We start from the raw sequence: 25901 nt of genomic DNA, 5'->3' as shown, positions 1-25901 counted from the left end.
GACGGGTATCATCGGGACCTCGATCCGGCCGTCCACCCGCTGCATGCCCGAACGCGATCTCTACGCCGCCGTCGACCTCGGCAGCAACAGCTTCCACATGGTGGTGGCCCGCCGCGAACACGGCGAGCTGCGAGTCATCGACCGGATCCGCGAAATGGTGCGCATCGCCGGCGGGCTGGACGACGAAGGACAGCTCGATCGCGAAACCCACGACCGGGCGCTCGGCTGCCTGGCCCGGTTCGGCCAGCGGCTGGCCGGCATCCCCAATCGCCAGATTCGCGCGGTCGGCACCCAGACCTTCCGCCGGCTCCGGTCGCCCCGGCCATTCCTGGTCGTGGCCGAAACCGCGCTGGGCTGTCCGATCGACATCATCAGCGGACGCGAAGAAGCCCGCCTGGTCTGGCTCGGCGCGCGGTTGGGCACCGCCACCCAGGAAGCGGCCCGTGTGGTCATCGACATCGGTGGCGGCTCGACCGAGATCGTCGCCGGCCGCAGCCGCGATCCCGAGCTGACCGAAAGCCTTCAATACGGCTGCGTATCGGTCACTCGGAAGGCCTTCCCGGACGGACGGATCACCGAACGCGCCTGGATCCGGATGCGCGAGGAAATCGCCGAGGAGCTGCTGGCCGTCCAGGCCAACCTGCGCGGGGTCGGCTGGCAGCGAGCCATCGGCACTTCGGGGACGATCCGCGCGCTGCAGGCCATCTGCGCCGCCCGCGATGGGGAAACGCCGCGCCCGCTGTCGCCGGGCGATCTGGCCGACCTGCGTCGCCGGGTCCTGGCGGCCGGCCGGACCGAGGCCATCGAGCTGCCCGGACTCTCGACCCGCCGTCAGCCGGTGATCGCCGGCGGTCTGCTGATTCTCGAGGCCTGCATGGACAGCTTCGGCATCGAGCGGCTCGACATCAGTCCCTACGCGCTGCGCGAAGGCGTGCTGGTCGACCTGTTCGGCCGACTGGAGCACCGCGACCCGCGCGAGACCAGCGTCGTTGCAATGGCCGAGCGGTTCGGCGTCGACCGGGCCCAGGCCGAGCGCGTGCGCGACTTCGCGCTGGCCGGCTTCGAGCAGGTGGCCGAAGCCCACGCACTTCGGCGCGCCCACCACGACCTGCTCGACTGGGCCTGCCGTCTGCACGAGATCGGCCTCGGCATCGCCCACAGCCACTACCAGCTGCACAGCGCCTACGTGGTCGAACACGCCGACATGGCCGGCTTCTCGCGCCAGGAACAGGAGCTGATGGCCTTCCTGCTGCGCTACCAGCGCCGCCGGATTCCGGGCGATGCACTGGAGGCCCTGCCCGAACGACTGCGCGACGCGGCCCGGGTGATGCTGGCGCTGATCCGGCTGTCGGTTGCACTGTGCCGTTCGCGCTCCGACAGCGACCTGCCCGACTTCGCGCTGCAGTCCGACGGCAAGCGGCTGACCCTGCTGCTGCCCGAGGGCTGGGCGGGACGCCATCCGCTGTCTTCGCGCAGCCTTGCGCTGCAGCGTACCCAGCTCGACCGGATCGGCCTCAGGCTGAAGATCGGTCGGCTGGCCGACCCGCTGCCGGGCACCGGACCGGCGGCATGAGCACGCCGCTGCGCCGACGGCTGGCCCGGCGCGCCGGCCTGGCCGCCCGCATCCGCGCTTTCTTCGCCGAGCGCGACGTGCTCGAGGTCGGCACCGAGCTCACCGTCGCCGGCGTCACCGACGTCCACCTCGACAGCGTCGCGCTGGCCGACGGCGGCTATCTGAGGACCTCGCCGGAATATGCCCACAAGCGCTTGCTGGCCGCCGGCGCCGGCGACCTGTACGAACTGGGGCCGGTGGTCCGCGCCGGCGAACACGGCCGACATCACCGCCGCGAATTCTGGATGCTGGAGTGGTACCGCACGGGGTTCGACGCCCGGCGCCTGGCCGACGAGGTGATCGCGTTGATCCGCCATGCCGGACCGGACCGCGACTGGACCGTGGTCCAGACCCACTGGACCGACGAGGCCCGCGCCGTGCTCGGCTTCGACCCGCACCGGGCCGATGTCGAACGGATTGCCGAGGCGCTGCCCGAGGCCCCGGACGGGCTCGATCGCAGCGGCCTGTACGACTGGCTGCTGGCGATGCGCATCCAGCCTCGCCTGGCGCCCGGCCGGTTGACCGTCATCCAGCGTTTTCCGGCCTGCCAGGCCGCACTGGCCCGACTCAGCCCGGATGACCCACGCACCGCGGAGCGCTTCGAAGTCTTCGCCGGACCGCTGGAGCTGGCCAACGGCTACCACGAACTGACCGACCCGGCCGAGCAGCGCCGTCGCTTCGAGGCCGACAACGCGACCCGGCGCAGCCTCGGCCGCCCGGAAATGCCGGTCGACGATGCCCTGCTGGCCGCCCTCGACGCCGGCCTGCCCGACTGCGCCGGCGTCGCCCTGGGCTTCGAACGGCTGCTGATGGCTGTCCACGGCCTCGACGACATCGCCGATGCGGAGGGCTTGACCGGGGCTGTTGACCGGTGACTGGAGGCCAGCGAGCGCGGGCGAGCACCACGGAGAACGAAAGCAACACGAGCCCCTCGCCCAAAAAAAAAGCGCCCGCGGGGTCCGCAGGCGCTCGAAAGCGATTGGAGCCTCGGCACCGCGCCGGGAGCGGGCCGGTCCGGAGTCCACTTGCCCGACCCCGAACCGAGGCAAGACTACCCGGCGTTCGTTTCGGTTTCATGACGCAGCGCGTCGACCGGAATGACCGGCGGGGCGCCGAGCAGCCGATCGAGTGCGACCCGGAACCGGGCCACAGAGCTCAGGCGGTTGGGATGGTGAACCCGCTCGATGCCGGCGCACGGCAGCCAGTCGACGACGCGCTGCCGACTGACGCCGAGCGTGCACTCGGGCAGCACGACGGCCGGCCACCAGAATCCGTCGGCCGGTGGCGGCCGAGTGACCCCGTCGGCGTCGCGCAGGCCGACCACGTAGCCGAGAATCGGCGCCCCGTCGACCCGGTCGATGACCGCGGCGCTGTGCGGCCGGGAGCGGACCGTTGCCGGTGCGTCGACCCGGCTGGCCGGTTCGAGCACCGGTCGGTTATCGGCGTCCAGCCGTTCGACCACCGGTTCGGGCCACAGTGGAAGCACCAGGCGATGCAGTGGAACGGCCAGCACGACGGCTGCAAACGGCAGGAAAATCAGCGATACTACGAGCGTTTTCAAGGCTGCGTACCGTTTCCAGGGGGGATACGAACTATAGCAATCCACCCCGATCGAGACTCAAGGCCCCTTGATGAATCCCACCCTGCGCATTCGCCCTGCCCGCCGAGCCGAACTTTCCCGCCTGGCCGGACTGATCCGGAACCGACTCCCGGACCTGATGAAGACCCAACCCGCGACCCAGCGGGAGAACATCGAAAAGAACCTGCTGAAGCTGCTGCCGGACGAGTCGCTGCTGATCGCGATCGAGAATCGCCAGCTGGTCGGCATGGCGGCGCTGGACCTCGATCGAGCGCGCCTGATGGCGATGTACCTCGACCCCAAGGCCGCGCACGCCGACGCAACGCGCAGGCTGGTCCGGGCGGTCGAGAAACATGCCCGCTCCTTCGGCATCGGTCGGCTGGAGTGCACGGTCAAACCGCAGGCCTGGTCGTTCATGGAGAAGCTCGGCTACCAGGCCACCGTCACCGCCGGTGAAGGCGAGCCGGTGACGCTGGCGCGCGATCTCGTCGAGGACGCCGAGGACTGGCAACGGCGGGTTGCCGAGCTGCATCGCGAACTGGGCATTCCGTCCAACTACGGCGTACGCTATCGGCTGCGGATGATTCCGGAGAACACCGACTGCCTGTCGATCGGCGCCGACATCTTCGACCGCGACATCCAGCTCGACCGGGCCGCCGCGGACGCCTGGAAAGCCATGAAGACCGATGCCCAGCGCAGCAACATCGAGCTGCAGCCGGTGTCCGGCTTTCGCACCGTGGCCTACCAGGCCGGCTTGATCCGCAAGAAACTGAACGCCAACACCCCGATGGGTCGGATCCTTCGCAGTAGCGCTGCGCCGGGCTACAGCGAGCATCACAGCGGCTGCGCGCTGGACCTGACCACGCCGGGCGTTTCCCCGCTGAGCGCCGAGTTCTCGATGTCGCGTGCCTACGAATGGCTGAAGGCCCGGGCCGGCATGTATGGCTTTCACGAGTCGTACCCGAACAACAACCGGCACAACATCGACTGGGAGCCGTGGCACTGGTGCTACCACCGCCACGTGGACCCGCGGACGACCTGATGGCAAGTGCGCCGGCAGGCCGCCGGCGCAGTCCCTCGGATCAGCCCTTGATGGCCTGGTAGGCGTCCAGCGCCCGCTGGCGGCTGGCCTTCAGGTCGACCTGCATCGGCGGATAGCCGCGCCGCCTGCGCTCGGCGTCGTCGAGCTTCTTCAGCTGCTTGAGGTCCAGCCCCTCCAGCTCGGGGCACCAGCGATGGATGTAGGCGGCGTCGGGGTCGAACTTGTCGGCCTGCAGTTCGGGGTTGAAGACACGGAAATACGGCGCGGCATCGGCGCCGCAGCCGGCGGTCCACTGCCAACCCTGGGTGTTGTTGCCGAGATCGGCATCCACGAGCGTGTCCCAGAACCACTTCGCCCCTTCCTGCCACGGGATCAACAGGTTCTTGGTCAGGTAGGAGGCAACGATCATCCGGACCCGGTTGTGCATCCAGCCCTCGTGCCACAGCTCGCGCATGCCGGCGTCGACGATCGGCACGCCGGTCCTGCCGCGCGTCCAGGTCTCGAGATCGTCGGCGTAGTCCTCGCGCGTGCGCCACGGGAAGTCGGCGAACTTTTCCTGCATCGGTGTATCGGGCAGGTCCGGGTTGTGGAACAGCAACAGCGTCGAGAATTCGCGCCAGGCCAGCTCGCGGACGAAGCCCAGCGGTCCCTTGCCGCCCGGCAGCTCGCCGGACGGTTCCAGGGCCTCGACCACCTGGACCGGCGAGACGTGGCCGAAATGCAGGTACGGCGACAGCGACGAGGTGCCGCGATGGTCGGGCCGGTCGCGCTCGTTCTCGTAGTCGGCGACACCGTCGTCGACGAAATGGTCCAGCCGACGGCGGCCGGCCAGTTCGCCGACCTCCCAGCGGTCGCGCAGGCCATCGGCCCAGTCGATGTCCGGCAGCAGCGCCAGGTCGTCCAGCGAAACGGAATCCGGCACCTCGGAGGGACCGGTCAGCTCGCGTGGCTCGGGCCGGCTGGACACGGCGCGCCAGTCGGCCTGCATCCGCTTCCAGTACGGGGTGAAGACCTTGTAGAACCGCTCGCCGTCGCGCAGCAGCTCCCAGGGTTCGAACAGCAGCGCGGCGCGGAAGCTCTCGACGTCGAGGCCCCGGCCCTTCAGGTCCGACTTGATCGTCGTATCGCGCTCGACGATCGCCGGCTCGTACAACCGGTTCCAGTAGACCGCGCCGGCGCCGGTCTCCTCGACCAGCCGCGCCAGCTCGTCGCCGGCCGCCCCCTCGCGCAGGACCAGCGGCGCGCCGCGGTCGTCCAGCCGTTCGGCCAGGTCGGCCAGCGCGTGGTGCAGCCACCAGCGGCTGGCCGCCCCCGGCGCCCAGTTGCCCAGGACCTCGGGATCATGGATGTAGACGGGCAGCACCCGTTGATGGTGCTTCCGCGCGTGGTCCAGGGCGGGGTTGTCGGCCAGGCGGAAATCGCGGCGGAACCAGACGATGGCAAGATCGGTCATGCTGGAATTGTCGGTCCGACGAATCAACAGCGAGTGATCTTCGGCCCACCTGCGACCGGAGCGCTACTTCGCATCGGCCGCCGCATCGCGCGCGTCCATGGCGTCCATCGCGCGATGGAAGTTGGCCAGGTAGTCACTGCGGGTCGTCTCGTCGATGTCGGGCCAGGCCGATTCGTCGACGAAGCGGAGGGTGTCTTCGGTGAACGCGTCGAGGCCGTGCAGGGCGATCCAGCGCGGGTCGTAGTTGCGGGCGGCCTCGCGGTCGGCCTCGACGACGCGTTCGACGACGGTTCTCAACAGCGCGCGGTCCTGGAAGGTCCAGGTATTGATCGGCCCGCCGTAGCGCTCGTTGAGGACCGAGACCGCCTGGTGGGCGCCGGTGTCCAGCGCCTTGTTGGCATCGCTGCGCGCCTTGAGCTGACCGGAATAGAACCAGAACGCCGCTTCGCGCTTGCGGTCCTGCTCGAACAGCGCCGCCGACAGCGCATAGAGCACGGCCGGGTTGTAGCGCTCCGGTGCGGCGAGGACCTGCTCGACGGCGGCTGCCTCCCGCGCGGCGAGCCGCTCGATGATCCGGTGCTGGTCGTCGATCTCGATCGTCGCGAACTCGCCGCGCGGTTCGACGGCCACGGAGCGCGGCGCGGCGCTCGGATCCGCCGGGCCGGCGCAGCCCAGCGCGAACAGACACGGCAGGAGTACCGCGCCGAGGCGCACGCGAAGCGGCTCAGCGCTCACGACTGACCATGCGGCCAATGAACAGGATCGCCGAGCCCATGACGATCGGTCCGATCGCGCCGAGCCACATCACGGGCTGTCCGTTCCCGGTCAGCTGGAACGCCACGCCCGCGCCGCCGATCAGCAGCAGGATGAGGCCCAGGATCTGCAGTACGTGTCCGCCGTTCATGCGTCTTCCTCGCCGCGTTCGCGGCCTGTCGGTTGGGTCGAAGTCTACGTCCGGTCGAGTTCGCGCAGCGTCAGCCGCGCCAGCCGCTCGATGCGTTCGAGCTGGATGTCGGCGCGTTCGAGGAATTCGGCGTCGAAGCGGTCCGGATCGGCCCCGAGCCGGCCGCGGATCTCGCAGCGCTTCGCCAGCTTCGAAAGGCCCAGGTCCTCGAGCCGGAAGCCGAGTTCTGTCCAGCGCTCGGCCAGTTCGGCCCGGTCGGACGGCGGCACCACACCCTGCTCGGCGGCGCGAAGAATCACCGTGGTGCGCCGCACCGCACCGATGACGTCGCGCAGCGCGCGCTTCGACTCCAGCTTTCGCGCCCTTCCCGCGCGACGGAGATTGCCGAGCCACCGGATCAGGTGCCCGAACAGTGCATTCCATTCGGCCGCGCCGCTCACCGGTGCCATCGTGCGCCGCCCCTACCCCGCCGCGCGTCGCTGTTCCTTGATCGCGTCGCTGCGCTTCTTCTCCAGCGCCTCGAGGTAGCCGTCGGCCAGTCCGGTCACGTAGCGGCCGTTGAAGCACGAGGAATCGAAGCCGTCGATCGCGGTGTTCTTGCCGCGCACGGCCGCCTCGAGGTCGTCCAGGTCCTGGTAGATCAGGCGATCGGCGCCGATCAGCTGGCGCACCTCTTCGACGCTGCGACCCGCGGCCACCAGTTCGCTGGCCGCCGGCATGTCGATGCCGTAGACATTGGGATGGCGGACCGGCGGCGACGCCGAGGCCATGTAGACGTTCTTCGCCCCGGCATCGCGCGCCATCTGGATGATCTGGCGCGAGGTGGTGCCGCGGACGATCGAGTCGTCGACCAGCAGCACGTTCTTCCGGCGGAATTCCAGTTCGATCGTATTGAGCTTGCGGCGCACCGACCGGGCTCGCTCGGCCTGGCCCGGCATGATGAAGGTCCGGCCGATATAGCGGTTCTTGATCAGGCCCTCGCGGTACTTCACGTCCAGCATCTGGGCCAGCGGCAGGCAGGCCGTGCGGCTGGTGTCGGGAATCGGGATGACCACGTCGATGTCGTGATCCGGCCACTCGCGCAGGATCTTCTCGGCCAGCTTCTCGCCCATCCGGAGCCGGGTCTTGTAGACCGACAGGTCGTCGATCATCGAATCGGGCCGGGCGAAATACACGTATTCGAAGATGCAGGGCGTGTGCGACCGGGCCTGGTCGCTCTGGTGGCGGTGCAGCTTGCCGTCGAGCGTGATCAGGGCCGACTCGCCGGGCGCGAGATCGTCGATCAGATCGAAGCCGAGGATGTCCAGCACCACCGATTCCGAAGCGATGATGTACTCGTCGCCGGCTTCGGATTCGCGTTTGCCGAGCACCGCCGGGCGGATGCCGTGCGGATCGCGGAAGCCGAGCAGGCCGACCCCGGCGATCAGCGCCACCGCCGCGTAGGCGCCCTGGCAGCGCCGGTGGACGCCATCGACCGCGGCAAACACCGTGGACGGCTTGATGCCTTCGCCGGCATGCACGCTGAGCTCGTGGGCCAGCACGTTCAACAGCACCTCGGAATCGGACTCGGTGTTGACGTGCCGACGGTCCTCGTTGAACAGGTCCTCCGACAGCGATCCATCGTTGACCAGGTTGCCGTTGTGGCCCAGGGCGATCCCCCACGGCGCGTTGACGTACATCGGCTGGGCCTCGTCGGGCCGATCCAGACCGGCCGTCGGGTAGCGGACGTGGCCGATGCCGACGTCTCCGGTCAGCCCTTCCATCAGCCGGGCATCGAACACATCGCGGACCAGGCCGATGCCGCGCGCCGAGCGCATCCGGCGACCGTCCAGGGTGGTCATGCCCGCGGCGTCCTGACCACGGTGCTGCAGGATGGTCAGCGCGTCGTACAGGCGCGCGGCGACCGGGCTACGGCCGAAGATTCCAACGACTCCACACATTCAGATCGGCTCCGCTCGTGATTCGGTGTCCACCGTGAACTCGTCGGTGGACTGCATCTGCTGTTGCCCCGCGTCGAGCAGGTTCTGCACCGACTCGGGAAGAAATCCGGACGTCCAGTCGGCCATCCGTTCGAAGCGCGGGATCAACCGCGAGTCCTGCCACCACGGGTCGTTCGGAAACGGCGTGATCCGCGCCAGCATCACCGCCAGCAGCACGATCACCACACCGCGGGCCAGGCCGAACAGACCGCCGAACATCCGGTCGGTCGGCGACAGCCCGGTCTTTTCGACCACCTGGCCGATCAGGTAACTGATCAGGCCGCCGATGACCAGAACCAGTACGAACACCGCGACGAAGGCGATGATGGTGCGCGCCGACGGCAGATCGATGTGCGGCGCAAGCCCCTCGGCCAGTGCCGGCGCGGCCTGGAATGCCGCAAACGCCGCAGCCACCCAGACCAGGATCGAGAACACTTCCTTGATGAACCCGCGGAACAGGCTGACCAGCACCGACAGGGCCAGGATGCCGAGAATCGCGAGGTCGGCGCCGTTCATCCCGACGCTCATCCCCGGCGCACCCTGAAAACGGCAGTCCGCTTCCCGGTCACGGGTGACTGACGACCAGTCCTTCGACGCCGGCCTGTTCGGCCAGCCGCGCCCGCAGCGCATCGGCCGCCTCGCGGTTCGGCACCGTGCCGACCAGCACCTTCCAGATCGCTCGCCCGGAGGTGTCCTCGCTCATCCGGAACGCCTCGAAACCGAGCCCACGCAGCCGGGTCGTCTCGCGCTCGGCGTTCTCGGGGCTGGCGAAACTGCCGACCTGGACTGCGAAGCCGGGCTCGGCCTCCAGCGCGCCGGGCTCGATCTCGCGCACGATCGGCTCGACGCCGGCGACCGTGGCCTCGATCTGGCCGCGCGCGGTCTGCGCGGCACTGCGGTCCGGATAGGGTCCGGTGCGCAGCCGGTACAGCAGCGTGTCGCCGCGCACCACTTCGTCGGTGATGACCGGGTGGCCGAGTGCTTCGAGCCGTTCGCGGGTCGCCTGCGACGACTCCAGCGAGCCGAAGCTGGCCACCTGGACGACCCAGCGCCCATCGGCCGCCGCGGCCGGCGCGGGTGCAGACGGGGCAGACGATGCGGCCGATTCGTCCTCGGCCGGAGGCGCGGGCTCGGGCACAGGATCGATCTCGGCCGCATCGGCTTCGGCGACGTCCGGTTCGCGGGCAGGCTCGTTCCGGGGCTGGCTCCGGGCATCCGGCGCCGGGTTGACGTTGTTCGGGTTGAGGACGATTTCCTCGGGCAGCTCGCGGCGCGGCGGCTCGACGACCGGCTCCGGCGGCGCGGTTTCGGTCTCGGCCTCGATCTGCGCTTCGGGAACCCGGGCCAGGTCGGGATTCAGCGGAATCCGACGGATCTCGCGGTTCTCGACCGGTCGCTCGGGCAAGGGCTGGCGCAGGCTGCGATCGTCGAGGTCCGGCTCGGGGCCGACCAGCAGCATCGGCAGGAAGATCACGGCCAGCGCGATCAGGATCGAAGCACCGATCAGTCGTCGTTTGAGGACCTTGTCCATAGCGCGGGCATCATCCGGTTCGCAGGGCTCGGCAGGCAGCGGCGGCGGTCAGGAACGATCCGAACACGATGACCTCATCGTCGCCGCGGCACTCGGCGCGCGCCCGTTCGAGCGCGACCGGCACCGATTCTACCGCGTCCAGCGGAGCCGACACACCCGCGTGACGAAGTCGTTGCACCAGCCGCTCGGCCGTCACCGCCCGCGGCCCGTCGAGTTCGGCGACGAACCAGCGATCGATGACCGGCGCGATGGCGCGGGCGATCCCGGCCACGTCCTTGTCGGCCAGGGCCGCGAACACCGCGATCCAGCGCCCCGGGCGCGCCTCCAGCGTGTCGCGCAGCGCGCGTGCGGCCGCGGGGTTGTGCGCCACGTCGGCCCAGGTGGCCGGATCGTCGCCGATGCGCTCGAACCGCCCGGTCAGGCGGGCGGCCGACAGGCCGGCTCGGATCGATGCTTCGTCGACGCCGAGTCGTTCCAGCGCCACCACCGCCGCCGCGGCGTTGTAGCGCTGGTGGCGGCCTGCGAGACCGGGCGTCAGTGCGCGCAGGCGACGATCGCCCGATCGCACCGAAAGTCCGCTCGGCGTCCAGCGCGCGTCGAAGGCCTCGCCCCAGGCCAGCAGCTCGGCCCCGACCGAACGCAGGTGCTCGACCATGCCCTCGGGCGGGTCGGGTTCGGCAACGATCACCGGGCGACCGGGCCGCGCGACGCCGGACTTCTCGCGCGCGATCTTCGCCCGGGTCCGACCCAGCCACTCCTGGTGGTCGAGACCGATCGAGGTGATCACCGCGAGGTCGGCATCGACCACGTTGACCGCATCGAGCCGGCCGCCGAGGCCGACTTCCAGCACCAGGTCGTCGACGCCGGCGCCTGCGGCCAGTTCCAGTGCAGCCAGCGTGACGTGCTCGAAGTAGGTCAGCGGCGTGGCGGCGCGGGCGCGCTCGACCGCCTGCAGCGCCCGCCGGGTCTCGGCCGCGCCGGCCGACTGTCCGTCGATCCGGAACCGTTCGCGGAAATCGAGCAGGTGTGGCGAGGTGTAGGCCAGCGTGCGCCGGCCGGCAGCGCGCAGGCCGGCCTCGATGAAACTGACCGTCGAGCCCTTGCCGTTGGTTCCGGCCACGGTCACCACGCGCCGGCCCGCCAGGTCCGGCGAGAGCGCGTCCAGCACCGTGCGGACGCGTTGAAGACCGAGCTCGATGCGTGCCTCCGGAGTGCGTCGCTCCAGTTCGCGGAGGGTGGCCGCCAGCGCGATCTCGTCGGCCGGCGGATTCGAGCGTCGGGTCACGGTCGAGGTCGGCTCAGTCGACGCCGTCGGCCGGGCTCTCCTCGACCGCCGCGTCGATCGATTCGACCGGGCCCTCGCGCAGTCGCCCGTCGCCCCGGCCGCCCATCAGCAGGCTGAGCAGCTGGTGCAACTTCGCGCGCAGCTCGCGGCGGTCGACGATCAGGTCGATCGCGCCCTTCTCGAGCAGGAACTCGGAGCGCTGGAAACCCTCCGGCAGCTGCTCGCGGACGGTCTGTTCGATGACCCGGGGGCCGGCGAAGCCGATCAGTGCATTCGGCTCGGCCACGTTGATATCGCCAAGCATGCCGAGGCTGGCCGATACACCGCCGGTGGTCGGGTGGGTCAGCACCGAAACGAACGGCAGGCCGGCTTCGGCCATCTTCGCCAGGCCGGCCGAGGTCTTGGCCATCTGCATCAGCGAAAACAGGCCCTCCTGCATCCGGGCGCCGCCGGAGGAGGCAAAACAGACCAGCGGCTGGCGGTGCTCCAGCGCCGAGTTCACGCCAACCATGAAGCGTTCGCCGACGACCGAGCCCATCGAGCCGCCCATGAACTTGAAATCGAACGCGCAGGCGGTCAGCGGCAGCTCCATCAGGGCGCCGCGCATGACGACCATGGCGTCGGTCTCGCCGGTGCTCTTCTGGGCCGCGATCAGGCGGTCTCGGTAGCGCTTGGTATCGCGGAAGCGAAGCGGGTCGGTGGGGCGCAGGTTCTGGCCCAGCTCGATCCGCCCGTCCTCGTCGAGGAAGGCCGCGAGCCGTGCCCGGCCGGTCAGCGCCATGTGGTGGTCGCATTTCGGGCAGACCATCAGCGCGCGCTCCAGTTCCGGCCGGTACAGCACCGCCTCGCAGGCCTTGCACTTGGTCCACAGCCCGTCCGGCACCTTGCGCGACTTGCCGCCCTCGGTACGGATCCGCGACGGCATCAGTTTCTGGAACCAGCTCATGCCCGCGCCACCTGTCCGGTCGACGCCGCGCCGACGGCGTCCAGCGCCGCGCGCATTCCCTCGGCGAACTCGCCGGCCACGGCCACCGCGGCCTCGGCGCTGTCGCAGCCGTCCAGCGCCTTGACCAGCGCCGAGCCGATCACCACCGCATCGGCCACCCGGGCCACGTCAGCGGCCTGGGCCGGGGTCGAGATGCCGAAGCCCACCGCCACCGGCAGCGGCGTGTGCGCGCGCAGCCGCTCGATGGCCGGCGCCAGCGCGTCGGCATCGAGCGCGGCCGAACCGGTCACACCCTTCAGCGAGACGTAGTACACGAAGCCGCCGGCCAGCGGCACCATCCGCTCGATCCGCGAATCGGTGGTGGTCGGCGCGACCAGGAAGATCTGGTGCATCTGCTGTCCGGCCAGCGCAGCGCGGGTGTCCCCGGCCTCGTCGGACGGGCAATCGACGATCAGCAGTCCGTCGACGCCGGCAGCCCTGGCCTGCTCGACGAAGGTGTCCAGGCCGCGCCGCTCGATCGGATTCATGTACCCCATCAGGATGACCGGGGTGTCGCCGTCGTCCTCGCGGAACGCGCGGACCATGTCGAACACGCGGTCCAGCGTCATGCCGGCGTCCAGCGCCCGTTGACAGGCATTCTGGATGACCGGACCGTCGGCCATGACGTCGGAGAACGGCACGCCGAGTTCGAGCAGGTCGGCGCCGCCGGCGACCAGCCGGTGCATGATCTGCACGGTCGCGTCGGGCGCCGGGTGGCCGGCCGTCACGTAAGGGATCAGGCCCGGCCGACCGGCCGCGGCGAGCTCGCCGAAGCGGCGATCGATTCGATTCGCAGTCATGGCGTCAGACCTCGATGCCTTCCAGGTCGGCGACGGTGTGGATGTCCTTGTCGCCGCGGCCGGACATGTTGACCAGCACGGTCTGATCCGGCGACATCGTGGCCGCCAGCTTCAGTCCGTAGGCCACCGCGTGGGCACTTTCGAGCGCCGGCATGATGCCTTCCTTGCGGGTGCACAGGTGGAAGGCTTCGAGTGCTTCGTCATCGGTGATGCCGACGTAATGGGCCCGGTGGATGTCCTTGAGCCACGAATGCTCGGGACCGACGCCGGGGTAATCCAGCCCGGCCGAGACCGAATGGGTATGGCGAATCTGGCCGGCTTCATCGTCGAGCAGGTAGGTGCGGCTGCCGTGCAGCACACCGACCTGGCCCGCGCACAGGCTGGCGGCGTGATCGAGCCCGGACAGCCCGCGGCCGGCGGCCTCGACGCCGTACATCGCCACGCGCTCGTCATCGATGAACGGGTGGAACAGGCCGATCGCGTTCGAACCGCCACCCACGCAGGCCACCAGCGCATCGGGCAGCCCGCCGTATTCCTCCTGGAACTGGCGCCGTGCCTCGCGGCCGACCACCGCATTGAAATCGCGCACCATCGCCGGATACGGGTGCGGACCGGCCACGGTGCCGAGGATATAGAAGGTGTCGTCGACGTTCGTCACCCAGTCGCGCATGGCTTCGTTCAACGCGTCCTTCAGCGTCCGCGAACCAGATTCGACGGGCACCACCTCGGCGCCGAGCAGCTTCATGCGGAACACGTTGATCGCCTGGCGGCGGATGTCCTCGGCGCCCATGTAGACCACGCACTCCATCCCCATCCGCGCCGCCACGGTGGCCGAAGCCACGCCGTGCTGGCCGGCACCGGTCTCGGCGATCACGCGCTTCTTGCCCATGGCCCGGGCCAGCAGTGCCTGGCCGACGGTGGAGTTGACCTTGTGGGCACCGGTGTGGTTCAGGTCTTCGCGCTTGAACACGATCCTGGCGCCGCCGGCGTGCTCGGTCAATCGTTCGCACAGGTACAACGGCGACGGCCGGCCGACGAAATGGGCAAGATCGGAATCGAGCTCGGCCTGGAACTCCGGATCGCTGGAGTAGCGACGCCACGCGGCTTCCAGCTCTTCCAGCGCCGCCATCAGCGTCTCGGAAACGAACCGTCCGCCGAACGGGCCGAAATGCCCGCGCGCGTCCGGCAGCGGGGATCGAACCGGAGCGTCTCCGGTCTGGATCGTCGCTGCATCAGCCATTGCTCACACCTCTCAGGAATTGATTCATCAGATTACCACTCTTGATCCCGGGCGCGGATTCAACCCCGGAAGAAACGTCGACGGCCGGCGGGCCCAGCGCGCGCACCGCTTCGGCCACGTTGTCCGGCGCCAGCCCGCCGGCCAGGATCCACGGCCGATCGGGTGGCGTCAGGACCGACCAGTCCAGTCGCTGACCCGATCCGCCCATCCCCCCGGCGGCATGCGCATCCAGCAACAGCGCCGATGCATCGGGCCAGTCGGCATAGTCCACCGCGTCGGGTGAACCCATTGGCAAGGCCTTGATGTACGGACGATCGAAACTGCGGCAGTACGCCGCCGGTTCATCGCCGTGGAACTGCAGCCAGTTCAGCGGCACCTCGTCGAGCACGGCGCGCACCAGGGCCGGCTCGGCGTTCATGAACAGGCCGACCGCGCCGGTCAGCGGCGGCAGCGCCGCGCAGATCGCGCGCGCCAGCGCGGCGTCGACATTGCGCGGGCTGCGCGGCACGAACACCAGCCCGATCGCGTCGGCACCGAGCTCGGCGGCCTGCCGGCCGTCGTCGGGGCGGGTGATGCCGCAGATCTTGACCCGGGTTCGCATGCACGGTCCTCGCGTTGAATGGGGCGCCGGCGCGGCGCGATCAGCTCAGGTCCCGCCCGCGGGGAAACGCGGCCAGGTCGGCGCTGCGCGACGGCAGTTCGGGATGCTCGGGATAGTCCACGCCCATGAAGCACAGCCCTTCCGGCGGCGCGGTCACCCCGGCCCGTGTCCGGTCGCGCGCGGCCAGCACGTCGCCGACCCAGGCCGGCTCGCGTTCGCCGCAACCGACCGCGATCAGCGTGCCGGCGATGTTGCGGACCATATGGTAGAGGAAGGCGTTGGCGGCCACGTCAAGCACCACTTCATCGCCGTGGCGGCGAACTTCGATCGAATGCAGGTGGCGCCGGGCGTGCCGGGCCTGGCAGCCCAGCGCGCGAAACGACGAAAAGTCATGCTCGCCGACCAGCCGCTGAGCGGCCTCGTGCATCCGCTCGGCGTCCAGCGGCCGGCGTTCCCAGGCGACCCGTCCCGCCTCGAGACCGGGCCGGATCCAGCGATTGAGAATGCGATAGCGGTAGTACCGGCCGCGCGCCGAGAATCGGGCGTGGAAGCGCTCGTCGACGAAGCGCGCCCAGCGCACCGCGACCGCACCGGGCAGGTTGGAATTGACGCCGAGTACCCAGGCGCGCTCACTGCGCCGCGCCGAGGTCTCGATGTGGATCACCTGGCAGGCCGCGTGGACGCCGGTGTCGGTGCGCCCTGCGCAGTGCACCGTGACCGTCTCGTCGGCCACGATGCTCAGCGCGTCCTCGAGCACCTCCTGGACGGTCGGGCGCTGCCGCTGACGCTGGAAGCCGCGAAAGCGGCTGCCGTCGTACTCCAGTCCGAACGCGATTCGCTGGCGGTCGCCCGGCTCCGGCTCAGAGATCATCCAGCAGCTTCTGGGCCTGTTCCTTCTGCTCGTCGTTGCCTTCGCGAACGACCTCCTCGAGCAGGGTCTTCGCCGAGTCGGTGCTGTTCCACGACAGGTAGGCCCGGGCAAGGTCCAGCTTGACATCGACGTCGTCGTCGCTCGGCGCGAAGATGTCGCCCTCGGCGTCCGCTTCGTCGGCCGCCGAGTCCGCCGTGCGGTCCTGGTCGTCGTCGGACTCGGTCCAGTCCATCACCAGCCGGTCGTCGTCCTCGCGCTCAGCGCCGGCTGGTTCGGGCGCAGCCTCGGTCGCATCGCCGGCCCGCCGGACCGCATCGTCCCGCTCGGCGTCGCCGACCAGGTCGTCGGCCAACCAGTCCTGCTCGGCCTCCTCGTCCTCGACCGACGGCACGCTGCGCCTCGCGCTCAGCTCTTCGGCACTGGTCTCGGGCGCGACCGACTCCTCGTCGTCCAGTCCACCGAGCACCAGCGGGGCGCGTTCGTCATCGTCGTCGTGCAGGGTCGGAAGCGCCTCGTCGTCCGGGTCGCGCGGCGCCTCGTCCGGTGAATCGATCCAGTCGTGATCGTCGGTTTCCTCGTCGGGCTCGGATTCCAGCCGCGACATCAGGTCGCCGACCTCGCTTTCCTCGTCGAGATCGTCCAGCGGCGCCCGGTCGTCGTCGCCGCCGACCGTCATCCAGTCGGCGCTGCCCTTGACCAGCACGTGCCCGGGTACCACACGACCGGCCAGTTCCAGCGCTTCGCGCCACGGCGGCTCGGCACCGGTTTCGACGTGCTCGAACATGTCTTCCAGCGCCGTCGAGAAGCGCTCGCTGTCGTCGTCGCCGGCCAGGGCCTCGAGCAGGGCCAGGTGCGCGGTCAGGTCGGTCGGCGCAGCGGTCACCCGGTCGCGGGCTCGCTCGACCGGGTCACCGGCGATCGGCTCGCTGGCGACCACGGCCGGTTCCTTGCGCGGCGGCACGGGCGGCACGCCGCGCACGGCCGGCGCTTCGGCTTCGGCTTCACTGCGGCGACGCTGCAGCGCGAACCAGACCGCGCCGATCAGGATCAGCAGCACCACCAGGCCGGCCAGCGGCAGCAGCAGCGGGCTGGACCACACGCTGCGTTCGCTTCCGACCTGCGTGACGACCGGCGGATCGGCTTCGGCGTCACCCGGTTCGATCGCAGTCGGCTCGGCAGTCGGCTCGGCAGTCGGCTCGGCAGTCGGCTCGGCGGGCACTTCGGCTGCGCCGGCGATCTCCCCGGTTTCGCTGTCGGCCGTGGCCACTTGGCCTTCGGCGGCCTGTTCGAACCGGTTCAGGTAGTCGTCGAGCCGAGCGGTGACGTCCGCGCGAAGCGCGGGATCGGCATCCTCGGCAGCCGCCAGGCGGGCCGCACGCAGCGTCTGCTCCAGGCCCGCCAGCTCGGCATCGGCCAGGCCGACGCCGGTCGGGTTGTCTTCGACCAGGGCCTCCAGATCGCTCAGGCGGGACTGGAACTCCTCGGCCTCCAGCCGGGCCGCGAACAGTTCTTCCTCGGTCCGCGCCAGCTGCTGGCGCAGACGATCGACCTCGGCACCGTCCTCGTCCAGGCCGCTGCCGGTGGATTCCTCACTGGCCGGCACCAGCTCCAGCCGCGCCTCGGGCTCGGGTTCGCGAGCCGTGCTGGCCGCCTCGCGGGGCGGCGTCGGGGTCGGCGCCGCCGGTTCGTCCGCGACGTCATCGCCGGCGCCGCGGGCAGCGTCGGATACCACCGGCACAGCACCGCCCAGGCGCTGGTTGAACGCGCGGTTCTGGGCCTGCACGGTGGCCTGGGCCCGGGCCCGATCGACTGCGCGAGCCTGCCCGGCGTCAGGCAGTTCGAGCCGACTGCCGCGCAGCATCTGGTGGATGTTTCCGTTGCGGAATGCCTGCGGGTTCAGCTCGACGATCGCGACCATCATCTGGTTCATCGAGATGTCGTCGGCCGGCAGGTTCGCCCGCGCGATCGACCACAGTGTGTCGCCGTCGCGCACCAGGCGCTCACCGCCATCGGCGCTCCGGACCGCACGCGCCGCCGGACGGGGTGCCGGCTCGCGCGAGACCGGGCGGGACTCCCGCTCGACTGCAGGTTCGGGCGCGGTCTCGGGTTGCGGCTCGGCGCGCGCCGGCGCCGGCGGCGGAGCGATATCCAGCGTCGGTGGATCCAGGAACAGGGTGTACTCGCGCAGCATGCGCCCGCTGGCCCAGCGCGCATCGACCAGCAACTGCACGATCGGGTCGGCGACCGCCCGCGACGAAGTGATGCGGATGACCGCCGGCGAGCGCGAGCGGTCGACTTCGAACTCGAGGTCCAGCGCCAGCGCGCTGCTGCCCACGCCGAGGCGCTGATAGTCGGCCGGCGTGGCCGGACCCACGGTCAGCGAGTCGAGCTCCGTTTCGCTGGCCTCGAGCAGACGGATTCGGATGTCGAGCGGCTGGTTCAGGTAGGAATCGACCCGCGCTTCACCCAGCCCGAGCGCTCGGGCGGCGTCGGGCGCCGCGATCAACAGCAGCCCGGCCAGAGCCGCGACCCACCCCAATGCTGGTACACGAAACGCGCTCATTGTTGCTCCCCTGCGGAACGTTTCTTGAAGTATCGAAAACCCATCGAACCCGCCTGATCGGACAGACGCTACGCCCGAGTATAACAAGCGCCCCCGTCCATCGATACCCGCGAAACCGCGCTTCAGCGACGTCGCTGGAGCACCGTTTCGGCAATCTGGATTGCGTTCAGTGCCGCACCTTTGCGCAGATTGTCTGCAACGATCCACAGATCGATGCCCCGAGGGTGCGTCGGATCACGCCTCAGCCGTCCGACCACGACCGGGTCGCGACCGGAGGCATGCTCCAGCGGCGTCGGCTCGGCGTCGGGTGGCAGCAACTCCACGCCCGGCGCTGCGGCCAGCAGCTCGCGGACACGCCCCAGTTCGATCGGTTCGCGCGTTTCGAAATGGACCGCCTCGGCATGGCCGTAGAACACCGGCACGCGGACTGCGGTGGCGTTCACGCCCAGCGCGTCGTCATCGAGGATGCGCCGGGTCTCGTTGTGCATCTTGCGCTCCTCCCGGGTGAACCCCTGCTCGTCCAGCACGTCGATCCGCGGAATCACGTTGAATGCGATCGGCGCACTGAACGCTTCGACGGTCGGCTCACGGAAGTTCAGTTTGTCGGCGGTCTGGCGACCGAGCTCTTCCATCGCCTTGCGGCCGGCGCCGGACACGGCCTGGTAGGTCGCGACGTTGATCCGGGCGATGCCGACCTCGCGGTGGATCGGGGCCAGCGCAACGACCATCTGGATCGTCGAGCAGTTCGGGTTGGCGATGATGCCGGCATGGGCCGGATCGTCGAACGCCGCCAGCGCATCGGGGTTGACCTCCGGCACGACCAGCGGAACGGCGGGATCCATCCGGAAGTGCGAGGTGTTGTCGATGACCACCGCGCCGGCGGCCGCGGCGCGAGGCGCGTGCAGCGCCGACACCGAACCGCCGGCCGAGAAGAAGGCGAAATCGATGCCGGCGAAATCGAAGTCGTCGAGGGCCTGCACCCGAACGCTCCTGCGACCGAACGCGACGTCCTCACCGGCCGAGCGCGCGCTGGCCAGCGGCACCAGCCGACCGAGCGGGAAGCCTCGCTCGAGGAGCAGTTCGAGCAGCACCTCGCCGACCGCGCCGGTGGCGCCGACCACGGCGACGTCGTAGGTCCGTTCCGTCATGTGGGAAGACTCCGGTTCATTCCACCCGCGGGCGCTGCGGCGGCACATCGCCGCACTGCGCCCGATGCAGCAGGTAATGGTCCATCAGGGTCAGCGCCAGCATCGCCTCGACGATCGGCACGGCGCGGATGCCGACGCAGGGGTCGTGCCGGCCGGTGGTGATGATCTCGACCGGCTGGCCGTCGACGTCCACGGTGCGGCCCGGGATGCGCAGGCTGGAGGTCGGCTTGAACGCGACCGCCACGGTCACCGGCTGACCCGACGAAATACCGCCGAGCACGCCGCCGGCCTGGTTGCCGAGAAAGCCCTCGGGCGTCATTTCATCCCGGTGTTCGGTGCCCTTCTGGGCCACCGAGCGGAATCCGGCGCCGATCTCCACGCCCTTGACCGCATTGATGCTCATCATGGCAGCGGCCAGGTCGCCGTCGAGCTTGGCATAGACCGGCGCGCCCCAGCCCGGCGGTACGCCGTCGGCCCGGGCCCGGACCAGCGCACCGACCGAGTCGCCGGACTTGCGCAGCGCGTCCATGTAGGTCTCGAGCTCCGGCACCTTCATCGGATCGGGACAGAAGAACGGGTTGTCGTCGATCGAATCGGCGTCGAAGCGTTCGTCGCAGACATGCTCGCCGAGCTGGCCCAGCCAGCTGGTGATGCGGATGCCGAACTGCTGGTCCAGGTACTTCGCGGCCAGCGCGCCGGCCGCCACCCGCATCGCGGTCTCGCGCGCCGAGGACCGCCCGCCGCCGCGGTAGTCGCGCAGGCCGTACTTGTGGTGATAGGTGTAGTCGGCGTGCCCGGGCCGGAACTGGCGTGCGATCGATGCATAGTCCTTGCTGCGCGCATCGGTGTTGTAGACGACCAGCGCAATCGGCGTGCCGGTGGTCCGGCCCTCGAAGGTGCCCGACAGGATCTGCACGTCCTCGGCCTCGTGCCGCTGGGAAGTGTGGCGCGACCGTCCGGTGGCCCGGCGCAGCATCGCCTCGCGGATTTCCTCGGCGGAAATCCCGACCCCCGGCGGAAACCCGTCGATCACGCAGCCGATCGCCGGTCCGTGGCTCTCGCCGAAGGTGGTGATGTTCAGGATGCGTCCGAATCGGTTGTAGCTCATGCGTCCTCAGTCCTCGTCGTGATCGCCGGCCGGGATCGACTCGACCGCCCGCGCGGTATCGACCGCCAGCGCGCCGGCCCGGTCGAGCAGGAACACGCCGTCCCCACCGTGCTCGAAGTCCAGCCAGATCGCCTCGCTGTCGGCCAGCAGGTGCTCGGCGGCCTCGGCCGCCTCACCGACCTCGACCAGCAGGAAGCCGCCGGGCGCCAGGTGATCGGCCGCGCCTGCGATCAGCCGGCGCACGATGGCCAGACCGTCGGCCCCGGCGACCAGCGCTCCGACCGGCTCGTGGCGGTATTCGTCGGGCAGCGCGCGCATCGACGCCTCGGGAACGTACGGCGGATTGCTGACGACCAGGTCGTAGCGGACATCGCCGAGTGCATCGTAGACATCGGAGCAGCTCAGCCGGACACGGTCGGCCACGCCCAGCCGCCGCAGGTTGTCGGCGGCCACCGCCAGTGCGGCCTCGCTGATATCGACCGCCTCGATCTCCAGCGCCGGCCAGTACCAGGCCAGGGCCGCGGCGATGCAGCCCGAACCGGTGCCGACCTCGAGCACCCGCAGCGGACGATTCAGGTCCAGCCACGGCAGCAGCCCGCCGACCACCAGTTCTCCGAGCGGCGAGCGTGGCACCAGGGTGTCGTCGGTGACCCGGAACCGCAGGCCCGCGAACCACGCCTCGCCGATCAGGTAGGCCAACGGGCGACGCGTTTCGATGCGCTGCTCCAGCAGCGACGCCAGCCGGGCGCGTTGTTCGGCGGTCGGCGTCAGGTCGAACCGGTCGTTGTCGAAATCGGGCGGCAGGTCGAGCACGTGCGCGGCCATCCAGCAGGCCTCGTCGATCGCCGCGGCGGTGCCGTGCCCGAAGTGCAGGCCGGCCGAATCCATGGCGTTCGCGGCCCGCCGGACCCAGTCGCCGAGGGTCTCCGACGCGCCGTCTGCAAGAGGCGTCGACATGGCGGCAGTATACGGCATTGGTATACTTGCCCCATGCGAAACCATCCCCGATTCTCCCCGATCCGTAGCGTCTCCGGCCACACCCTGTTGCTGGTCCTGGTGGCCGTCGTCGCGGTCCTTGCCGGCATCATCGTGGCCCGGCCGCTGTTCCAGCCCGGCCCGGAGTATCGCGCCGCCTCGATGTACCCGCAGGCCCGGCCGATCGAACCGTTCGAACTTCACGACGCCGACGGCAGCGCGTTCACCGAGGCCGATTTCACCGGCGGCTGGACCCTGGTGTTCTTCGGCTTCACCAACTGCCCCGACATCTGCCCCGACACGCTCGGCCGGCTGGCCACGGCGATGGAGCGGCTCGACCAGATGCGGGTCGAGAATCCGCCGCGCGTGGTGTTCGTTTCGGTCGATCCCCAGCGCGACGACGGCGAGGCCATGCGCGACTACGTGAAGTGGTTCGATGAGGACTTCCGCGCGATCACCGGCGACGACCAGGCGCTGATGCAGCTGACCCGGCAGCTCGGCGCGCTGTACGTGCGCCAGGCGGCCGACGACACCGGGTTCTACAGCGTCGACCATTCGGGCATGATCGTCATCATCGATCCGCAGGGGCGGATGGTCGGCCGCTTCCCGCAGCCGCTCGACACCGAGGCGATGATCGCCGACCTGTTCGAGCTGAGTCGACGCCGCGGTGCCTGATCCCGGTTCGCCGCTGGCGCGGCTTGGCGTCTCGATCCAGCACCTGCTGCCGCAGCGGGCGCTGACCGCGCTGGCCCACCGGATTTCCACCGCGCGCGCCGGCTGGATCCGGCGACCGCTGATCGCCGGCTTCCGCAGGCTCTACGAGGTCGACCTCGACGAAGCGGTGGTGCCGGCCTCCGGGTTCGACAGCTTCGATTCATTCTTCACCCGGGCCCTGAAACCCGATGCGCGACCGCCGGCCTCGGTCGGCACCGGCCTGCTGTGCCCGTGTGACGGGACGCTGAGCCAGGCCGGCCCGATCTTCGAGGAACCGAGCGGCGGACGGATCGTCCAGGCCAAGGGGCGCGACTACAGCCTGGCCGAACTGCTGGCCGATGAGAAGGCTGCCGAGGCCTTCACCGGCGGCCGCTTCGCCACGGTCTACCTGGCGCCCTACGATTACCACCGCGTGCACGTTCCTTGCGACGCCACGCTGCGGACCGAAATCCGGGTGCCCGGCCGTCTGTTCAGCGTCTCGGATGCGACCAGCCGCCACATCGACCGGCTGTTCGCCCGCAACGAACGCATGGTCGCGCTGTTCGACACCGCCCACGGCCCGATGGCGGTGGTCATGGTTGCAGCGATGCTGGTCGCCGGCATCGAGACGGTCTGGGATGCCGGCCTCCGGCTTCGCCCGGGGCGCGATGTCGCGCGAATCGACTTCGACCCGACGGTCCGGCTGAGCGCGGGCGCCGAACTGGGCCGCTTCCACTGGGGCTCGACGGTGATCGTAGTGACCGGCCGCGATGCGCCGGACTGGGTCGACGGCCTCGTGCCCGGTCGGAGAATGCGGCTCGGCGAGGCCCTGACCGGGCCACGTGCTCCCGGTCGGGCGGAGAATTGAATCGATTCCCCTGCCGGGCGCGGACCTGCGGAGGGCGACAACGGAACTCGCGCGCGCCGTCAACGTCGGAGTGCTTATGAAACGTACCCGTTCATCCCTGCAGTTCGTTCTCGCCGCGATGCTGGCCGTCACGGCCGGGATCGCTGCGGCCCAGCAGCACCCGCTGGCCCAGCGCGCGGCCGAATCCGATGTCGTGGTGCTCGCCCAGCTCGAGCGGACCGACTACGAATACACCCGAGGGTTTCCGATCGACGGGCGGGCCTGGTTCAGCACGCTGCTGGCCTACAAGGCGCCGCGCATCATCGAGCGCTTCATCGTCAAGGAGTCCGGGCTGAAGGACATCGAGTGCTACTTCCCCGAACGGGTCGCCGGTCAGGAAGGCCCGCGGTACCTGCTGTTCCTTCTTCGCGATCCCGAAGACGGCTGGCGCGGGCATCCGGACGGCTGTGCGCTGGAAGTGCTGGTCGGCGCGGACAACCGCTATGCGCTGCGCTGGCCCCAGCCGGGACTCGGCGGCGAGAACGGCCGTGGCGACGAGGCGGTGCAGGCGCTGGTCGAGCCGATGAGCTTCCAGGGGCCGCGCTCCCGGATCGACGCCTCGGATCTGCTGGCTCACCAGCGCGAGGCGCGCGCCGAATCACAGTCGATGCGGGTGGATGGAACCGATCTGGTGCCGACGCGCGGAATCGAGCTCGGCGCATTCCGGGCGTTGATCCGGGATGGCCTGGTCGACGAGGACGGCGCGCTGCAGGCCCGCGAGCGTCGGCGTGCCGCCACGCTGCGCCAGGCGCTGGACGAAGCCGACCGCAGCGGCGACGGCTGAGCCGCCCCGGCCGGGCTCGCGCCCGCTCGTTCAGTCGACGATGCGATAACAGGGTTCGTAGGCGGTCTCGCCCGGAAGCTTCATCCGGTGCTGGCGGACGAAGCGGTTCAGCAGACGGTCCAGCGCCTGCATGATCTCCGGCTCACCGCGAATCTCGAACGGACCGTGCTCGCGGATCCGCCGGATGCCGTCGGCCTTGACGTTGCCCGACACGATGCCGGAAAACACCCGGCGCAGGTTGGCCGCCAGCTGGTGGCGCGGCAGGTCACGCGAGACCGGCAGACCGGCCATGGCCTCGTGGGTCGGATCGAACGGGCGCTGGAACTCCTCGTCGATGTGCAGCAGCCAGTTGTAGTAGAACGCGTCCTGGGTCTCGACCCGGTACTCACGGACCCGATCCAACCCGGCCTTCATCACCGTGGCCACCCGCTCGGGGTCGTCGATGATGATCTCGTAGCGCGCTCTCGCCGCGTCGCCCAGCGTCAGACCGACGAAGGCATCGATCTCCTCGAAATAGTCGGCCGAATCGGCCGGGCCGGTCAGCACCAGCGGGAACGGCTGCGCGTCGTTCTTCGGGTTCAGCAGCACGCCGAGCAGGAACAGGATTTCCTCGGCCGTGCCGACCCCGCCCGGAAACACCACCACACCGTGGCCGAGGCGGACGAAGGCCTCGAGACGTTTTTCGATGTCCGGCAGGATCACCAGCTCGTTGACGATCGGGTTCGGTGATTCGGCGGCGATGATGCCCGGCTCGGTCACACCGACATAGCGCCCCGGCAGCATGCGCTGCTTGGCGTGGCCGATCGTCGCTCCCTTCATCGGCCCCTTCATCGCGCCCGGACCGCAGCCGGTGCAGATATCGACCCCGCGCAGGCCCAGCTGGTAGCCGACCTCCTTGGTGTAGTCGTACTCGAAGCCGGGAATGGAGTGCCCTCCCCAGCAGACAACCAGGTTGGGGTCGCGCCCGGTATCGAGCAGGTGCGCGTTGCGGGCAATCTCGAAGACCGTGTTGGTCAGTCCCTCGGAGGTTTCCTGGTCGAAGTACGGATTCGGCCGGATCTCGGTGTGGAAATAGACGATGTCCCGGACCACCGCCGACAGCTGCTCGCGGATACCGCGGATCATTTCGCCATCGACGAACGCACAGCCCGGCGCATTCTCCAGGTCCAGTCGCATGCCGCGGTTGACCTGGGCGACGCGGATCGAGAAATCGCTGAACCGGGCCAGCATCGCCTCGGCGTCGTCGCCGAGGTTGCCGCTGTTGAGCACCGCCAGCGCGCAGCGGCGCAACAGATCGCCGACTTCCTGGGTGGCGTCGGACAGCCGCGAAACTTCCTCGCGCGACAGGATGTTCAGCGAACCGGCCGGGTAGACGTGAGCGGAATGCTTCTGATCGGCGCAGCCGCCGCGCCGGCGTGTTTCGTTCTGGGTCATTCGTGGTCCTTCGATTCGTTTCGTTCGCGACCCCCGACGCGAGCGGGCCGGACAGTGTACGGATTCGGGGGGAAAAGGGAAGGGGGACAGGGGACAGGGGACTGTTTTCAGTTTTCAGTTTTCAGTTTTCAGTTTTCAGTTTTCAGTTTTCAGGTTTCAGGTTTCAGGTTTCAGGTTTCAGGTTTCAGGGTTTCGGGTTTCAGGTTTCAGGTTTCAGGTTTCAGGGTTTCAGGGTTTCGGGTTTCGGGGTTCGGGGTTCGGGGTTCGGGGTTCGGGGTTCGGGGTTCGGGGTTCGGGGTTGGAGTGGCCGGAAATTCCGGGAGCTCGTTGTCATGCTCCTTGTTGGGCCTCATCAATCGCAGATATCGGGAACTTCGATGCGCCGACGAACCGGGTTTTCCAGTCTG

Annotated in this window: 25 protein-coding genes; 6 read left to right on the top strand and 19 right to left on the bottom strand. The window is 69.5% G+C overall.

Features of this window, described 5'->3' with window-relative positions:
- The first annotated feature begins 43 nt into the window (after nucleotides 1-43).
- Nucleotides 44-1573: a Ppx/GppA phosphatase family protein gene (locus HFP89_RS12220; RefSeq protein ID WP_168717945.1), complete on the top strand. Its 1530-nt coding sequence runs from the start codon at nucleotides 44-46 to the stop codon at nucleotides 1571-1573.
- Entirely contained in the window at nucleotides 1570-2487 is a 918-nt protein-coding gene (gene epmA / locus HFP89_RS12215; protein WP_168717944.1) for an EF-P lysine aminoacylase EpmA, read from the top strand. The genes HFP89_RS12220 and epmA overlap by 4 nt, the downstream gene beginning before the upstream one ends.
- Nucleotides 2488-2663: 176 nt before the next feature.
- Here the strand turns inward: epmA and HFP89_RS12210 are convergent, their stop codons facing one another.
- Nucleotides 2664-3173 (bottom strand): hypothetical protein, encoded by a 510-nt coding sequence (locus tag HFP89_RS12210; protein WP_168717943.1) that lies wholly within the window; start codon nucleotides 3171-3173, stop codon nucleotides 2664-2666.
- A 157-nt stretch (nucleotides 3174-3330) separates the two neighbouring features.
- Between HFP89_RS12210 and HFP89_RS12205 the strand changes: the two genes are divergently transcribed.
- Nucleotides 3331-4233: a GNAT family N-acetyltransferase gene (locus HFP89_RS12205; protein WP_168717942.1), complete on the top strand. Its 903-nt coding sequence runs from the start codon at nucleotides 3331-3333 to the stop codon at nucleotides 4231-4233.
- A 40-nt stretch (nucleotides 4234-4273) separates the two neighbouring features.
- Here the strand turns inward: HFP89_RS12205 and HFP89_RS12200 are convergent, their stop codons facing one another.
- The 17 genes from HFP89_RS12200 to prmB form a co-directional block, all read right to left on the bottom strand.
- Complete coding sequence (locus HFP89_RS12200) at nucleotides 4274-5686, bottom strand: deoxyribodipyrimidine photo-lyase (protein WP_168717941.1); 1413 nt, start codon at nucleotides 5684-5686, stop codon at nucleotides 4274-4276.
- Between the two features lie 63 nt (nucleotides 5687-5749).
- Nucleotides 5750-6421 carry a hypothetical protein gene (locus tag HFP89_RS12195; RefSeq protein ID WP_168717940.1) on the bottom strand — a complete coding sequence of 224 codons (672 nt, stop codon included), beginning with the start codon at nucleotides 6419-6421 and terminating at the stop codon, nucleotides 5750-5752.
- A complete protein-coding gene (locus HFP89_RS12190; RefSeq protein WP_168717939.1) occupies nucleotides 6411-6590 on the bottom strand; it encodes a hypothetical protein in 180 nt (59 codons plus the stop codon). The genes HFP89_RS12195 and HFP89_RS12190 overlap by 11 nt, the downstream gene beginning before the upstream one ends.
- A 44-nt stretch (nucleotides 6591-6634) precedes the next feature.
- Nucleotides 6635-7030: a hypothetical protein gene (locus HFP89_RS12185; protein WP_206212358.1), complete on the bottom strand. Its 396-nt coding sequence runs from the start codon at nucleotides 7028-7030 to the stop codon at nucleotides 6635-6637.
- 21 nt (nucleotides 7031-7051) lie between these two features.
- Nucleotides 7052-8530 carry an amidophosphoribosyltransferase gene (gene purF, locus HFP89_RS12180; RefSeq protein ID WP_168717937.1) on the bottom strand — a complete coding sequence of 493 codons (1479 nt, stop codon included), beginning with the start codon at nucleotides 8528-8530 and terminating at the stop codon, nucleotides 7052-7054.
- Nucleotides 8531-9097 (bottom strand): CvpA family protein, encoded by a 567-nt coding sequence (locus HFP89_RS12175; protein ID WP_168717936.1) that lies wholly within the window; start codon nucleotides 9095-9097, stop codon nucleotides 8531-8533.
- Between the two features lie 37 nt (nucleotides 9098-9134).
- The gene (locus HFP89_RS12170) at nucleotides 9135-10100 is read right to left on the bottom strand and encodes an SPOR domain-containing protein (protein ID WP_168717935.1); all 966 of its coding nucleotides are present in this window, start codon (nucleotides 10098-10100) and stop codon (nucleotides 9135-9137) included.
- Between the two features lie 10 nt (nucleotides 10101-10110).
- Nucleotides 10111-11385 carry a folylpolyglutamate synthase/dihydrofolate synthase family protein gene (locus HFP89_RS12165; RefSeq protein WP_206212357.1) on the bottom strand — a complete coding sequence of 425 codons (1275 nt, stop codon included), beginning with the start codon at nucleotides 11383-11385 and terminating at the stop codon, nucleotides 10111-10113.
- A 13-nt stretch (nucleotides 11386-11398) separates the two neighbouring features.
- On the bottom strand, nucleotides 11399-12331 hold the full coding sequence (gene accD, locus HFP89_RS12160; RefSeq protein WP_168717934.1) for an acetyl-CoA carboxylase, carboxyltransferase subunit beta: 933 nt from the start codon (nucleotides 12329-12331) through the stop codon (nucleotides 11399-11401).
- Complete coding sequence (gene trpA, locus HFP89_RS12155; RefSeq protein WP_168717933.1) at nucleotides 12328-13170, bottom strand: tryptophan synthase subunit alpha; 843 nt, start codon at nucleotides 13168-13170, stop codon at nucleotides 12328-12330. The genes accD and trpA overlap by 4 nt, the downstream gene beginning before the upstream one ends.
- A gap of 4 nt (nucleotides 13171-13174) precedes the next feature.
- Nucleotides 13175-14410, bottom strand: a complete 1236-nt coding sequence (trpB, locus tag HFP89_RS12150) for a tryptophan synthase subunit beta (protein WP_168717932.1) — start codon at nucleotides 14408-14410, stop codon at nucleotides 13175-13177.
- Entirely contained in the window at nucleotides 14403-15011 is a 609-nt protein-coding gene (locus HFP89_RS12145; RefSeq protein WP_168717931.1) for a phosphoribosylanthranilate isomerase, read from the bottom strand. Before HFP89_RS12145 ends, trpB begins: the two co-directional genes overlap by 8 nt.
- A 40-nt stretch (nucleotides 15012-15051) precedes the next feature.
- On the bottom strand, nucleotides 15052-15882 hold the full coding sequence (truA, locus tag HFP89_RS12140) for a tRNA pseudouridine(38-40) synthase TruA (RefSeq protein ID WP_206212356.1): 831 nt from the start codon (nucleotides 15880-15882) through the stop codon (nucleotides 15052-15054).
- Nucleotides 15872-18445: a FimV/HubP family polar landmark protein gene (locus HFP89_RS15850; protein WP_206212355.1), complete on the bottom strand. Its 2574-nt coding sequence runs from the start codon at nucleotides 18443-18445 to the stop codon at nucleotides 15872-15874. Before HFP89_RS15850 ends, truA begins: the two co-directional genes overlap by 11 nt.
- A gap of 122 nt (nucleotides 18446-18567) precedes the next feature.
- Nucleotides 18568-19593 carry an aspartate-semialdehyde dehydrogenase gene (locus HFP89_RS12135; protein ID WP_168717929.1) on the bottom strand — a complete coding sequence of 342 codons (1026 nt, stop codon included), beginning with the start codon at nucleotides 19591-19593 and terminating at the stop codon, nucleotides 18568-18570.
- 16 nt (nucleotides 19594-19609) lie between these two features.
- Entirely contained in the window at nucleotides 19610-20701 is a 1092-nt protein-coding gene (gene aroC / locus HFP89_RS12130; RefSeq protein WP_168717928.1) for a chorismate synthase, read from the bottom strand.
- Between the two features lie 6 nt (nucleotides 20702-20707).
- Nucleotides 20708-21658 carry a 50S ribosomal protein L3 N(5)-glutamine methyltransferase gene (prmB, locus tag HFP89_RS12125; RefSeq protein ID WP_168717927.1) on the bottom strand — a complete coding sequence of 317 codons (951 nt, stop codon included), beginning with the start codon at nucleotides 21656-21658 and terminating at the stop codon, nucleotides 20708-20710.
- A 33-nt stretch (nucleotides 21659-21691) separates the two neighbouring features.
- Between prmB and HFP89_RS12120 the strand changes: the two genes are divergently transcribed.
- From HFP89_RS12120 to HFP89_RS12110, 3 genes are all read left to right on the top strand, one after another.
- Nucleotides 21692-22351, top strand: a complete 660-nt coding sequence (locus HFP89_RS12120; protein ID WP_168717926.1) for an SCO family protein — start codon at nucleotides 21692-21694, stop codon at nucleotides 22349-22351.
- Nucleotides 22344-23237, top strand: coding sequence for an archaetidylserine decarboxylase (gene asd, locus HFP89_RS12115; RefSeq protein ID WP_346775240.1), 894 nt, complete (start codon nucleotides 22344-22346; stop codon nucleotides 23235-23237). The genes HFP89_RS12120 and asd overlap by 8 nt, the downstream gene beginning before the upstream one ends.
- Before the next feature lie 76 nt (nucleotides 23238-23313).
- Nucleotides 23314-24060: a hypothetical protein gene (locus HFP89_RS12110; RefSeq protein WP_168717925.1), complete on the top strand. Its 747-nt coding sequence runs from the start codon at nucleotides 23314-23316 to the stop codon at nucleotides 24058-24060.
- A gap of 30 nt (nucleotides 24061-24090) precedes the next feature.
- Here the strand turns inward: HFP89_RS12110 and ppnN are convergent, their stop codons facing one another.
- Nucleotides 24091-25494, bottom strand: coding sequence for a nucleotide 5'-monophosphate nucleosidase PpnN (ppnN, locus tag HFP89_RS12105; protein ID WP_168717924.1), 1404 nt, complete (start codon nucleotides 25492-25494; stop codon nucleotides 24091-24093).
- Nucleotides 25495-25901 lie beyond the last annotated feature (407 nt).

Origin of the sequence: Wenzhouxiangella sp. XN79A (assembly GCF_012272825.1) — a bacterium.
Classification (GTDB): domain Bacteria; phylum Pseudomonadota; class Gammaproteobacteria; order Xanthomonadales; family Wenzhouxiangellaceae.
Note: the sequence above shows the minus strand (reverse complement) of the source record. Positions and strands in the feature narration are given on the sequence as shown.